The 12,411-nt window shown below is 73.5% G+C and carries 15 protein-coding genes; 4 read left to right on the top strand and 11 right to left on the bottom strand.

Features of this window, described 5'->3' with window-relative positions; genetic code table 11:
* Positions 1-4 precede the first annotated feature (4 nt).
* The gene (locus ACLWS4_RS35390; RefSeq protein WP_049652920.1) at positions 5-412 is read right to left on the bottom strand and encodes a RidA family protein; all 408 of its coding nucleotides are present in this window, start codon (positions 410-412) and stop codon (positions 5-7) included.
* A gap of 282 nt (positions 413-694) precedes the next feature.
* Between ACLWS4_RS35390 and ACLWS4_RS35385 the strand changes: the two genes are divergently transcribed.
* On the top strand, positions 695-1,267 hold the full coding sequence (locus tag ACLWS4_RS35385; protein WP_416876286.1) for a C40 family peptidase: 573 nt from the start codon (positions 695-697) through the stop codon (positions 1,265-1,267).
* Positions 1,268-1,289: 22 nt separating this feature from the next.
* Here the strand turns inward: ACLWS4_RS35385 and ACLWS4_RS35380 are convergent, their stop codons facing one another.
* Positions 1,290-1,787, bottom strand: coding sequence for a MarR family winged helix-turn-helix transcriptional regulator (locus tag ACLWS4_RS35380; protein WP_416876285.1), 498 nt, complete (start codon positions 1,785-1,787; stop codon positions 1,290-1,292).
* Between the two features lie 81 nt (positions 1,788-1,868).
* On the opposite strand from ACLWS4_RS35380, the gene ACLWS4_RS35375 reads away from it, so the two are divergent.
* A complete protein-coding gene (locus ACLWS4_RS35375) occupies positions 1,869-2,297 on the top strand; it encodes a VOC family protein (protein ID WP_416876284.1) in 429 nt (142 codons plus the stop codon).
* A gap of 69 nt (positions 2,298-2,366) precedes the next feature.
* Here the strand turns inward: ACLWS4_RS35375 and ACLWS4_RS35370 are convergent, their stop codons facing one another.
* From ACLWS4_RS35370 to ACLWS4_RS35345, 6 genes are all read right to left on the bottom strand, one after another.
* Positions 2,367-2,651, bottom strand: coding sequence for a hypothetical protein (locus tag ACLWS4_RS35370; RefSeq protein ID WP_074002912.1), 285 nt, complete (start codon positions 2,649-2,651; stop codon positions 2,367-2,369).
* Between the two features lie 209 nt (positions 2,652-2,860).
* Positions 2,861-4,162: a threonine--tRNA ligase gene (gene thrS, locus ACLWS4_RS35365; RefSeq protein ID WP_416876283.1), complete on the bottom strand. Its 1,302-nt coding sequence runs from the start codon at positions 4,160-4,162 to the stop codon at positions 2,861-2,863.
* Between the two features lie 224 nt (positions 4,163-4,386).
* A complete protein-coding gene (locus ACLWS4_RS35360; RefSeq protein ID WP_416876282.1) occupies positions 4,387-5,109 on the bottom strand; it encodes a leucine-rich repeat domain-containing protein in 723 nt (240 codons plus the stop codon).
* 23 nt (positions 5,110-5,132) lie between these two features.
* Positions 5,133-5,684, bottom strand: a complete 552-nt coding sequence (locus tag ACLWS4_RS35355; protein WP_049650601.1) for a GNAT family N-acetyltransferase — start codon at positions 5,682-5,684, stop codon at positions 5,133-5,135.
* Between the two features lie 238 nt (positions 5,685-5,922).
* Entirely contained in the window at positions 5,923-7,026 is a 1,104-nt protein-coding gene (locus ACLWS4_RS35350; RefSeq protein WP_416876281.1) for a serine hydrolase domain-containing protein, read from the bottom strand.
* 155 nt (positions 7,027-7,181) lie between these two features.
* Positions 7,182-7,370: a hypothetical protein gene (locus ACLWS4_RS35345; RefSeq protein ID WP_074002916.1), complete on the bottom strand. Its 189-nt coding sequence runs from the start codon at positions 7,368-7,370 to the stop codon at positions 7,182-7,184.
* A 340-nt stretch (positions 7,371-7,710) separates the two neighbouring features.
* Between ACLWS4_RS35345 and ACLWS4_RS35340 the strand changes: the two genes are divergently transcribed.
* On the top strand, positions 7,711-8,595 hold the full coding sequence (locus tag ACLWS4_RS35340) for a helix-turn-helix domain-containing protein (protein ID WP_416876280.1): 885 nt from the start codon (positions 7,711-7,713) through the stop codon (positions 8,593-8,595).
* A gap of 252 nt (positions 8,596-8,847) precedes the next feature.
* Here ACLWS4_RS35340 and ACLWS4_RS35335 read toward each other — a convergent pair whose 3' ends face one another.
* Both ACLWS4_RS35335 and ACLWS4_RS35330 read right to left on the bottom strand, forming a co-directional pair.
* Complete coding sequence (locus tag ACLWS4_RS35335; protein ID WP_416876279.1) at positions 8,848-10,107, bottom strand: serine hydrolase domain-containing protein; 1,260 nt, start codon at positions 10,105-10,107, stop codon at positions 8,848-8,850.
* A gap of 167 nt (positions 10,108-10,274) precedes the next feature.
* The gene (locus ACLWS4_RS35330; protein ID WP_074002918.1) at positions 10,275-10,763 is read right to left on the bottom strand and encodes a carboxymuconolactone decarboxylase family protein; all 489 of its coding nucleotides are present in this window, start codon (positions 10,761-10,763) and stop codon (positions 10,275-10,277) included.
* Between the two features lie 93 nt (positions 10,764-10,856).
* On the opposite strand from ACLWS4_RS35330, the gene ACLWS4_RS35325 reads away from it, so the two are divergent.
* The gene (locus tag ACLWS4_RS35325; protein WP_074002919.1) at positions 10,857-11,810 is read left to right on the top strand and encodes a pirin family protein; all 954 of its coding nucleotides are present in this window, start codon (positions 10,857-10,859) and stop codon (positions 11,808-11,810) included.
* A gap of 74 nt (positions 11,811-11,884) precedes the next feature.
* Here ACLWS4_RS35325 and ACLWS4_RS35320 read toward each other — a convergent pair whose 3' ends face one another.
* Positions 11,885-12,034, bottom strand: a complete 150-nt coding sequence (locus ACLWS4_RS35320; RefSeq protein ID WP_416876278.1) for a hypothetical protein — start codon at positions 12,032-12,034, stop codon at positions 11,885-11,887.
* Between the last annotated feature and the right edge of the window lie 377 nt (positions 12,035-12,411).

The following is a 12,411-nucleotide window of genomic DNA, read 5'->3' as shown; positions in this document are numbered from 1 at the left end:
CGACTCAGGAGGGCAGGACGGCCACGGCCTCCACCTCCACCAGCTGGTCGTGGTACCCGAGCACGGCGACGCCGAGCAGGGTGCTCGGGGCGTCGTGCTCCCCCATGTAGGCGCGGTAGACGTTCCACACCTTCACCAGGTCCGCCTGGTCGGCGGAGGCCACGTAGACCGTCGTCCGGGCGATGTCGGTGAGGGAGGCGCCGGACTCCTCCAGCACGGTTATCAGGTTCCGCATCACCTGGTGGGCCTGGGCCTCGAAGTCGCCGACGGCGACCGTCCGGCCCTCCTCGTCGAGCGGGCAGGCCCCGGCCAGCCAGAGCGAGCGGACCGGGGCGTCGACCTCCGCCGCGTAGGCGTAGTCCACCGCCCTGGTCAGCCGCGTGGTGCGGATCAGTTTGACGGCGCTGCTCATGTGGTCCTCCGACGGTCCCGACCGAACGTTCGCGCCCATCGTTGGCCTCTCCTGAGCGACCGTCAAACCATTTAACCGGTGAACTCCCTTCCGTTCCGGGCCTCCTGCGTCCACGATTCACCGTTGCGGGGGATGGCGGACCGGCCTGCCGGAGCGCCATCCTGGTGCCTGCGCCCGGGGACCACGCCCCCGGGCGCTCATCCACCTCCAGCCCCGGGAGGCACCGCCATGGAGCCCCAACCGTCCGGCCATAACCAGGCTTCCGGAGTCCGTCGGCGCCGCATGCTCGGACTCGCGCTCGGGGCGGGCCTCGTCCCGGCGCTCGGCCCGGCGGCCCAGGCGGCGTCCGACACCCCGCCGGAGACGGCCGGGTCGCTGCCGGCGGCAGCGCTGGGCCGCCGGGTCGCCGCCGTGGCCGCGAGCCAGCTCGGCGTGCCGTACGCCTGGGGTGGCGGCGACCGGCTGGGCGCGAGCCTCGGCTTCTGCGACGAGGACAACGGCTGGTTGAACGGCGTGTGCATGGGCGAGAAGACGGTCGGCTTCGACTGCAGCGGCCTGTCGCTCTACTGCTGGTACCGGGCCAGCCACGGCACCGTCGAGCTCGGGCACTACACCGTCGCCCAGTTCAACCTCAGCGCCCCGGTGGAGCGCGACGCGCTCGCCCCGGGCGACCTGCTCTTCTTCTCCCGCCCCGACGCCCCCCTGCACCACGTCGGGATCCACGTCGGCGAGGGCGCGATGATCCACGCCGAGCGGACCGGCACCCTGGTCGCCCGGGTCGAGAACGTGCTCGACGTCCCGCGCTGGGCGGGCGAGTTCGCCGGTGCCCGCCGCCCGGGGCAGCCCACCGCCTGAGCCGGTCAAGCCGACCGGCTGTTCACAGGCCGCCGCGCCGCTCCCCCATCCCGTGGTACACCCGCAGCAGCAGCTCCTGCAGCGTCCGCCGCTCCCCCGCGTCCAGCGGCGCGAGCACCTCGTCCTGCACCGCCCGCGCCTGGGCGTCGAGTTCGGCGAGCAGCGCCCGTCCGGCGTCGGTGACGGAGACCGAGACCCGCCGCCGGTCGGTCTGGTCCCTGGCGCGCTCGACGTACCCGGCGGCGGCGAGCTGGTCGGCGACCTTGGCCAGGTCGCTCGGGTCGATGGCCAGCCGCCGCACCAGGTCCCGCTGGGCCTGCGGGCCGAAGTCGGCAAGCGCCGCCAGCACCGCCATGTCCCAGAGCCGCAGCCCGCGTTCGGCCAGCCGCTCGGCGAACCGGCCGCGCGCCGCCTTGCCGACCCGGGAGAGCAGGTAGGTGGTGAGGTCCAGCAGGGTCGGGGGGAGCCCGGCGGCGGACTGGGGGTTCTCGGTGGCGTGCTGGGGATTCTCGGAGGCCATGGCGACAGTCTAGGGTCCGTCCCTATAGTGGGTGCCGACCCACTGATTCGGAACCGCCGCCCCCTTGCCAGGAGTTCGCCCGTGGACGCCCTGTACCCCCGCCTGCTCGCCACCCGCTTCGCCGAGTGCTTCGGCTTCTACCGCGCCGTCCTCCCGCCGCTCACCGGTGCCACCCTGGTCAAGGGCTCGCCCGAGGGCCCGTACGCCAACTGGGACCTCGCCGACCAGGCCCTGCTCGCCCTCTTCGACCGCTCCGCGATGGCCGCCGCCCTCGGCACCGCCGAACCGCCCGGGCACACCAGCGCACCCACCGTGCCCGCCGCTCTCGCGCAGGACGCCGCGATGCTGGTCCTGCGGGTGGCCGATGTGGACGCCGCCCTCGACCTCTGCCTGCGCCACGGCGGCACCCCGGTCGCACCCGCGACCGACCGCCCGGAGTGGGGCCCCACCCTGCGCAGCGCCCATCTGCGCGACCCGGACGGCCGCCTGGTCGAGCTCCAGTCCTACTGACCGGCCCGCGCCGCGCGGGGCCTCGGACTCCTGCGGCGCGGGCCGGTCGACGGAACGTCCCGGCCTGGCCTACTCCATCGGCAGCGAGGGCCGGTCTGCCGGCCCGGACGCCGCGAAGTCACGTTCGGCCTGGGCGAGTTGCTCGGCCCGGTAGTCCGAGGAGCAGGCCCGCCCGAGGGCCTGCGAAGCGGCATCGGCGCCCGGGACGTGCCCGAGTACGGCGGCACAGTACTGGACGGCGGGGCTGGGCAGCGGCCGCAGCTCGGCCGAGCCGGCCGGGGTGGCGGCCACCGCCCCGGCGAGGGCGAGCGAGCCGGCCAGGACGGGAGCGGCGAGGCCGCGGGGAATGCGCATCGGGGTACCTCCGGACGGGTGGGGACAGCGGCGGTGGACTCGGCCGCCCGGCCCATTCGACGGGCGGCCGCCACCCGCGGCCCGGCCGACACACCGTGCACCGCACTAGTCGTACGTACGCCACCGGCGCGGCGGCCGACGGAGCCGACGGCCGCCACCCCCCTCGATCACGGCCGCCACCTCCCCGTTCCCGGCCGCCGCCCCGGCGATCAGCTCTCCGGCCGCCCCGAGGCGCCCTCCGGCCACAGCTCCGCGTCGCACGCCGCCACCAGCGCGCCGATCCGCGCCCACGCCTCCTCGGCCGGCAGCGGCTCCAGCCGGCGGCCGTCCCGCAGCCGCAGCGCGACCCGGTCGTCCACGGCCTCCTTCGCCCCGATCACCGCCTGGTACGGCACCAGCCGGGCCGCGCGGATCCGGGCGCCGAGGCTGCCGTGCTCGGGGCCGGCGACCTCGGCGCGCAGCCCGAGGTCCAGGCAGCGCTGCCGGAACCGCTCGGCCTGCGGCAGTTCGGCCTCGGAGACGGGCAGCAGCACCACCTGGACGGGTGCCAGCCAGGCCGGGAACGCGCCCCCGTACAGCTCGATCAGGTGGGCGACCACGCGCTCGACGCTGCCGATCACGCTGCGGTGCACCATCACCGGGCGGTGCTTGGCGCCGTCCGCGCCGATGTAGTGCAGGTTGAACCGCTCGGGCTGGTGGAAGTCGATCTGCACGGTGGAAAGGGTGAACTCGCGCCCGGCGCCGTCGGCGATCTGCACGTCGATCTTGGGACCGTAGAACGCCGCCTCGCCCTCCGCCGCCTCGAACGGCACCCCGGAGCGCTCCAGCACCTCGGTGAGCAGGGCGACGGCACGCTCCCAGAGCGCCGGGTCGGCGACGTACTTGCCGCCCGCGCCGGGCAGCGAGAGCCGGTAGCGGACCGGGACGACGCCCAGTGCCCGGTGCGCCTCGCGGATCAGCTCCAGCGCGGCGACGGCCTCGTCGGCCGCCTGCTCCGGGGTGCAGAAGATGTGGGCGTCGTTCAGCTGGATCGCCCGGACCCTGGTCAGCCCGCCCAGCACCCCGGACAGCTCGGACCGGTACATGCCGCCCAACTCGGCCATGCGCAGCGGCAGTTCCCGGTAGCTGTGGGAGCGTGAGCGGTAGATCAGCGCGTGGTGCGGACAGAGGCTGGGGCGCAGCACCATCTCCTCGGAGCCCAGCTCCATGGGCGGGAACATGTCCTCGCGGTAGTGCGCCCAGTGGCCGGAGATCTCGTACAGCTCGCGCTTGCCGAGCACCGGGGAGTAGACGTGGCGGTAGCCGGCCCGGCGCTCGCGGTCGCGGATGAACTCCTCCAGGGAGTGCCGGATCGCGGCGCCGTCGGGGAGCCAGTACGGCAGGCCGGAGCCCATCAGCGGGTCGGTGTCGAAGAGGTCGAGTTCACGGCCGAGCTTGCGGTGGTCGTGGGCCGCGTGACCGTGGCGCTCGTGGTCGTGGGCCGCGTTGTCGTGCGAGGGCTGGTTACGCATGGTGGTCTCCACTCGGTCTGCGGGCGAGTGGGACCGGAAACGGCGAAGCCCCGGGGCACTCGCCCCGGGGCTTCGGACTAGGTCAGCAGTCAGCGCGCCGGGACTCTCTCCGGCGTCGTCGTGGCGAGTGCAGCGCGCTTCATACGTTCCACGGTAACAGCTCCGGCCCGCCGACGGTGATCTTTTCCAGAGCGGGATCGGGGCCCGAATCCCGGCCCGGCGGCTCAGAAGAGCGTGACGCACCCGCGTGCGACCAGCGCCGCCAGCAGCCGGGCCGACGGCCGCACGTCGTTCCACCGGAGGTCCAGCTTCTCCAGCGCGGGCAGCGCCCCCGGGTCGGCCAGCCAGTCGGGCAGTTCGGTGATCCGGTTGCCGCGCAGGTCGAGGCGGCGCAGTCGCGGAAGCCCGGCGAGTACGGCGGGAAGTTCGGTGAGGGCGTTCTCCCGGAGTTCCAGCTCGCGCAGCTCCGCAAGGCCGCCGACCGACTCCGGCAGTCCGGTCAACTCATTGCCACGCAGCCAGAGTTCACGCAGCGCACCGAGTCCACCGATCGACTCCGGCAGGGCGGTGAGCCGGTTGTGCTGGGCGCGCAGCTCGACCAGCGAGGCCAATCCGCCGATGGTGGCGGGGAGTTCGGTGAGCCGGTTCTCACCGACGTTGAGGTAGCGCAGCGCGGTGAGCCGGCCGAGCTCATCAGGCAGGGCGGTCAGCGCGTTGTCGTGGAGGTAGAGGAAGTCCCGGAGCCCGGTGAGGCCACAGAGCTCGGCGGGCAGCGCGGCGAGCCGGTTGTGCCCGAGGTCGAGGATCCGCAGCCCGGTCAACCGACCGATGCCGGGCGGGAGTTCCCGGATGCCGGTCTCGGCGAGGATGAGCACGGTCAGCTCGGTCCGGTCCCACACCTCGGCCGGCACCTCGTCGAGCGGGCGGCGCCAGAGGTTGAGCGTCACGTCCGCCGCTCCTCCCCCCGCTGTCATGCCTGCCCGCCCTGGGCCGGGCCGATGCGGAACTCCGCCAGCTCCCGGCCGTACCAGCGGTCGGTCAGTCCGGTACTGGTCATCCCGAGGCGCCGGCAGACCGCCGCCGACCGGGTGTTGTCCGGGGCGAGGATGGCGCGGATCTCGGTCAGGCCGTCGGCGAAGCCCTTGGCCAGGACGGCCCGGGCGGCCTCGGTGGCGATGCCCCGGCCCCAGCTGTCCGGGTGGAGGTGCCAGCCGATCTCGACCTCGCCGTCCCCGTCCGGCACGGGAAGCAGCAGGACCGCTCCCGCGACCACGCCGGTGTCCCGCCGTTCGACCGCCCAGACCCCGTACCGGGGGCCGGTGGAGCGCTCACGGCAGTGTTCGATGTACTGGCGGGCCTCCTCGGGGTGGGCCAGGGCGCGCGGCGTCCGGCCGAGCCACTGAGCGACCTCCCAGCGGGAGTAGATGTCGAACGCGCGCTCCTGGTCCGCCACCGTCCACTGACGCACCACCAGCCGTTCGGTGGTCAGCACCGTCTCCGAGCCCGGTTCCGTCCCCGCCATGGCGCGCACCCCTCTCCGATGATCTGTGTGGATCACCGTACGCACCCGAGCCGCCCACCGGAACTCCGAAGCCCGCCCGACCCCCTGTTGTCGAGGGCGGGCGGGGCTCCGACTGCCGGCCGCCGGACCGCCGGTCAGATCGCGGACGGGAGGTGGAGCGCGGCCACCAGCCCGGCCACCGTCCGGAGCCTGGCGACGTACTCGCGGCAGTACTGCCCGTCGCCGACTGCCCCGTTGCTCAGTGGCAGAACTCGGCCTCCGCGAGCTTGCGTTCGCCGTCCACCCAGTCGGCGTTGGTGTTGAACACCGCCGCGTGCCGTCCGTCCCGGGTGGTCAGTGCCACCGTCGACGAACCGTGGATGCCTCCCGTGTGGCCCCAGAGGGTGATCCCACAGCTGAGCTTCACATCGCCGATACCCAGCCCGGGGCCGCCGGTGGCGGTGGCGGGGACCATCTCGTCCAGCTCGGCCTTCGGCAGCAACTGTCCGCGCATCAGGGCGGAGTAGAAGCTGGTCAGATCAGCGGTGGTGGAGATCATTTCCCCGGCCGCCCCGGCCCACGAGGGGTTGAGTTCGGTGGTCTCCACTGGCGTCGTGGAGCCGCCGAACAGCTTGGAGTAGCCGAGCGCGTGCGGCCGGGGCAGGTCGACCGCGGTGCCGGGCAGGCTCGTCGCGGAGAGGCCGAGCGGTCGGATGATCCGCTGCTCGATCGCTTCGCCGTACGGGCGGCCGGTCACCTTGGCGATGATCATCCCGGCCAGGAGGTAGTCGGTGTTGGAGTACTTGACCTGCTTCCCCGGCTTGAAGAGCAGCGGGTGGCGGACCGCGAGCCGCACCAGGTCCTCGGGCCGGTAGGTGTCGTAGCGGTGGTTCAGGAAGTCCGGGGAGGCGAGCCGCTTCAGCATCAGCGGATCCTGATCGAAGGAGAACAGTCCGCTGGTGTGCCCGAGGATCTGCCGGATCGTGATCGCCGATCCCTTTTTCCCGACCCCTTGCAGCACGCCGGGCAGCCACTTCTCCACCGTGTCGTCCAGGTCGAGCCGGCCCTCGGCCTGGAGCTGGAGCACCACGGTCGCGGTGAAGGTCTTCGTCACGCTGCCGATCCTGAACCGCTCCCGGGGCGACCGGGGCTGTCCGGTCGCGGTGTCGGCCGTCCCGACGGCCGCCGACCAGTTGTCGTCACCCTCTCGGACGCCTGCGATCGTCCCGGGGAGGCTCTCGGCCCGGACGAGGTCCGCCATCGCGGTCCGCGTCGCACCGTGCCCGCCGCCGTGCTCTCCCTGGACATCGGCCGCCGCGGCCGCGGTCACCGTGCCCATCACCATCGCAGCGGCTACCGCCACCGCACCGAACCCGCGCCGAAGCGCCCCCTGCCGAGCCATGCCGACCTCCAAGGTCTGTGTCGTTTGTCCCCCCTGACCGGACCGGCGGCCCCGCCTCGCCCGGATGATTTCCGCCCGAGATCCGAGGACGGCGGGGCCGCAGGTCCGGGGAGGTGTCAGCAGGCGGTCGAGACGGTGACCCAGTGGTCCTCGTACCAGACCTCGATGGTGCACTTCTTGTGCGCGACCGACGCCGAGGCGGTGCCCGCCGTTCCCGCGGTGATGCCGACCAGCGCGACGAGTGCGGCGAGCGCGGTGGCCGCGCGCCGCTTACCGGTGCGTGCGGTGGTGGTCCTGGTGGCCATGGCTGGTTTCCTCTTCCTGTGGGCCGGCCTCGCCGAGGAGGCCGTGCCGGCTGGGTGATGCGAGGCAGGAGTGCGTCCCCGATCGTGGGTTCCGCCGCCCCTGCGCCCTCCGGCCGGAGGGCGTAGGACGAGGATGCGCCGCGGCCTCGCCCCCGAGGGAGGGCAGAGTGTGCCCTGGCGGACCGGCCGTGGTTGTGCGACCGGTCGCGGCCCCGGCGCCGTCGGGCCGTCGGGCCGTCCGCCGTAGGGGTCGGGTACCGCTACGGTCGGAGTCCCGCCGGACGGTGTCGGTCTCGGGGCGTATGGGCGGACCGTGGTGGGCATGCTGACAATCGTCGGTATGGACATCGCCGAAGCTCTTCGTGACTTCCTGGTCTCCCGCCGGGCGCGGCTTCGCCCCGAGGAGGTCGGATTACCTGCCCACGGCGTCCGCAGAGTGGCCGGCCTGCGCCGCGAGGAGGTCGCCGCATTGGCGGCCATGAGCGTGGAGCACTATACGCGGCTGGAACGAGGACAGGCGTCGCGGGTCTCGGACGCCGTCCTCGCCGCGGTGGCCGATGTCCTACGGCTCAGCCCGGGGGAACGCCGCTACCTGCGCAGTCTTGCGCGTCCGGTCGGCATCGAGGAGGCCGCCCTCCCCACGGACCGGCGGTCGAACATGCAGCACGTGCTGGACTCGATGGTTCTCACGCCTGCCTACCTGGTCGGCCGGGGTGGCACGATCCTGGCCTGGAACGGGCTGGCGGCAGCCGTGTTCGCCGACTTCTCCCGTGTCCGCCCGGACCGCCGCACCGTTGGGCGGCTGGTCTTCACCGACCCGCGCGCCCGGCGGCTGTACGTGCACTGGGAGGAGAAGGCCCGCGAGACCGTGGCCTATCTGCGCACCGAGGTCGGCAGGTGGCCGCACGACCCCGGCCTCGCCCGGGAGATCGGCGAACTGAGTGCGCACAGCGCGGTGTTCCGCCGGCTCTGGGACGAGCAGGTGGTGCAGGAGAGCAACCACACGAAGCTCCTGCTCGCCTGCCCGCCGGTGGGCCGCCTCAGCCTCTCCGCCGAGGCCCTCTACGTCGCAGGACACCCGGACGAGGTGATCGCCGTGTACACCGCCGTCCCAGGCTCCGACGACGAACAGGCCCTGCGCCGCCTGGCCCGCGCTGTCGTGCCCGCGTCCGCACCTGCGTCCGCACCGGTGTCGACGCCCACGGCCGATCCGGCCGGGACCTGACGGAAACCGTCAGGGCCGGCCACCTCCCCACCGACCTCACCCTCGCCCCGCCGCGCCGCACCCGCACCCGCACCCGCACCCGCACCCGCACCCGCACCCGTCCACGACTACCCGACGGAACCGCGCCGCGCGGCCCGAGTCAGGGCGCTGCCGGACGGCGCACGGCGGAAACCGCACCGCTCCGACCCGCCGACGCCGGTCGAGGACCTGCGCGGACGAGCCGGAGCGGTGGAACCACGTGACGGCAGACGGTCAGCCCAGCTTCGGCATCACGGCGGCCGGCCCCTGCACCGCCGAGCCCGTCGCCTTCCCGGTGCCGCAGAAGGCCTGCTCCAGGAAGCCGACCTCCGCCCGCATCTGCGCGACGAGCTCAGCATCGCCACCACGCGGGGTGACGGACATCGACACCTGCCGGTCGCCCGAGCTCCACAGCTCGGAGCTGTACCCGGACACCGAGCCGTTGTGCCCGTAGATCGGACCGCAGGAGAGCTGCCAGCTGGCCATCCCGAGCCCGTAGCCCAGCCCGCTCGGCACGCCCTCGACCTCGATCGGGGTCGTCGTGTTCATCTCCTTCAGCAGCGCGGGCGGCAGCAACCGGCCGCCTTGGAGGGCCTTGTCGAAGCGGTTCAGGTCGCCGAGGGTGGAGACCGCCTCGCCGGCCGCGTTCGCCCAGGTGACGCTCGCCACCGTCACGTCCCGGTCGCTGTGGTCCGCCGGGCCGGGGCCCTCGGGCACCGTCCAGTAGCCGTGCGCGTGCGGGCCCCGGATGCCGGTGGCCGTGCCCGGGAAGTACGTGTCGGTGAGGCCGAGCGGGCGCAGGATGCGCGCGGTGACCTCCTGGGCGTAGGCGTGCCCGGTCACCTTCTCGATGATCATGCCGAGCAGGGTGTAGTTGACGTTGGAGTAGCCGTACCCGGTGCCCGGCGGGAAGTCGGGCGCGTGCGCCACCGAGGAGGCCACCACCTGGGCCGGGGTGATCTGCCGGGTCAGGCCGCCCTGGTCCAGCCAGTTCCGGACGACCGCCGCGTCCGTCCAGTCGGGGAACACCCCGCCCTTCTCGTTGGTGGAGTCCCAGAGCCCGGAGCGGTGGCTGAGCAGTTGACGGACGGTGATGTGGTCGCCGTTCGGGACCAGCCCGGGCAGGTACCGCTCGACCGGCTCGTCCAGGCCGATCCGCCCCTCCCCGACCAGTTGGAGCACCGTGGTGGAGACGAACACCTTGGTGACGCTGCCGACCCGGAACCGCCCGTCGGCGCGGACCGGCGCGCCGGTGGCCCGGTCGGAGACGCCGGACGCCCCGCGCCAGACCCCGTTCCCGTCCCTGACCTCCGCGATCGCCCCGACCGCGCCCGCACCGGTCACCGCCCGCAGCGCCGCCGCCCTCGGGTCGCCGGAGCCCGGCCGCGCGTCGGCGGCCCCGGAGGCCCCGGCGGCACCCGCGGAGACCACCGGCCCGGCCAGTGTCAGACAGACCGCCCCCACCAGCGCGGAAACAAACGTACGACGTGCCATGCGACCCACCTTCGCAGTCGGCGAGCAGCTCCTCGCCTTCGTCGCCCAGCCTCGCCGCACCGTTGACGGTCCGTCATCCCCCGCCGGGAGGAGCCGGTCGTACACCGGACAACGGAGGGCGTCCACCGGAAGGCGTACATCCCCGCCGGCGCCGCCACCGCGCGCGGCTACCGGGCCGGGGCCGGGCGGACCGGGTGCTTGCTCAGGATCGACACCCGGTTGAAGGCGTTGATGGCGATCGACACCCAGACCGCCGCCGAGATCTCCTCGTCGCTCAGCACCTCGCGCGCCACGCCGTACGCGGCCTCCTGGAGCGCCGCGTCCGCCGGGGCGGTGGTCGCCTCGGCCAGGCCGAGCGCGGCGCGCTCGCGGTCGCTGAACACCTCGGTGTCCCGCCAGGCCGCGAGCACGCCCAGGCGCTGGGCGGTCTCGCCCTCGCGGATCGCGGCCCTGGTGTGCACGTGCAGGCAGTAGGCGCAGCCGTTGATCTGCGACACCCGGAGGTTGACCAGCTCGATCAGCCGGCGGTCCAGTCCGGCCGCGGCCGCGACCTCGCGCGCCGCCTCGGCGGCGGCCAGGAACGCCTTGTACGCCTGGGGGCTCTGCTTGTCGATGAACACCCGCCGGTCCGTCGGAACCGCCGCCACATCACTCACCTGGACTCCTTAGGCTGATCGGGCTGTCGTGCGCCACTCTGCCATGGCATGATAGTTGAATATAGAACTAATTGCACCTGGGAGGGACCACCCGTGAGCACCGCCGAGACCGACCGCGCCGCCACCCCCGCCGCCGACCCGCGGGTGGAGGTCCTGCCCGCCCGGGACGTGCCGCTCGGCGGCCCGCGCGCGATGACCGTACGCCGCACCCTGCCCCAGCGCTCCCGCAGCACGATCGGCGCCTGGTGCTTCGTCGACCACTACGGGCCCGACGACGTCACCAGCACCGGCGGCATGGACGTCGCCCCGCACCCGCACACCGGACTGCAGACCGTGAGCTGGCTCTTCACCGGCGAGATCGAGCACCGCGACAGCCTCGGCGTCCACGCGTACGTCCGGCCCGGCGAGGTCAACCTGATGACCTCCGGCCGCGGCATCGCCCACTCCGAGGTCTCCACCCCGGCCACCACCGTCCTGCACGGCGTCCAGCTGTGGGTCGCCCTGCCCGAGGAGCACCGGCACACCGGGCGCGACTTCCACCACCACGTGCCCGCCCCCGTCGCCCTGGACGGCGGCGAGGCCCGGGTCTTCCTCGGCACCCTCGCCGGCGACACCTCCCCCGTCCCCACCTTCACCCCCCTGCTCGGCGCCGAGCTGACCCTGCACCCCGGGGCCACCGTCACCCTCGACGTCGACCCCGCCTTCGAACACGGCCTGCTGGTCGACAGCGGACACGTCCGCCTCCTCGACACCCCGCTGCGCCCCGCCGAACTCGGCTACGCCGCCCCCGGCCGCGACACCCTCACCCTCACCAACACCGGCGACACCGACGCCCGCCTGGTCCTGCTCGGCGGCACGCCCTTCGAGGAGCAGATCGTCATGTGGTGGAACTTCATCGGACGCTCCCACGAGGACATCGTCCAGGCCCGCGACGAGTGGCAGGCCGCCACCGACCGCTTCGGCGCCGTCCAGGGCTACCCCGGCGACCGCCTCCCCGCCCCCGAACTCCCCGGCCTCCCCCTCAAGCCCCGCGGAAACGCCCGCTGACCCGCGCGTTACGCGATCGGGGGTGCGGCGTCCGGGTCCACCGCACCCCCGAGCCGGGGCACAGGGCCGGCCGTTCAGCGGTGGAAGCCCCGGTGGGGGCCGCGGGCCGTGACGTTCCCGAACGGTTCGAACCAGGCCCCCGCGCGCAGGTCCCCCACACCGGGCTGCCGGTTGGCGTCGCCATCGGGATCCTCGATGCCGTCGAAGCGGGAGCTGTAGAGCATGAGGACGTCGGTGTCCTGTGAAGAACATGTCCGTGCCGGCACCGAAGTCGTAGTCGTCGCGGTGGGCCGGCGGTGTGCTGTGCGAGTCGGCCACGGGTGTCGTCGGGGTCGTCGTCGAGAGCCGTGGCGTACAGGCTCATCAGACCGGTGAGTGCCACGGACAGCAGAAGCTCGGGGCGGAAGAGGAAGTCGAACAGGAACCCCGCCATCGGGACGAGCGCGAGCCGGGGGTGCGTGCGGCGCCACGGCAACGGTGCCACCGCGCACGCCGCCGTGACCAGAACCGTTCATGGAGCCGATGTCGGCGGACGTGATCTCGACGACCGCGACCACCGCGGGTACTGCCCCGGTGGCATACGGGAACGCGGCCGAACGGC

It is taken from the genome of Kitasatospora sp. SC0581 (assembly GCF_048159585.1).
In the GTDB taxonomy this organism is placed as follows: Bacteria; Actinomycetota; Actinomycetes; order Streptomycetales; family Streptomycetaceae; genus Kitasatospora.
Note: the sequence above shows the minus strand (reverse complement) of the source record. Positions and strands in the feature narration are given on the sequence as shown.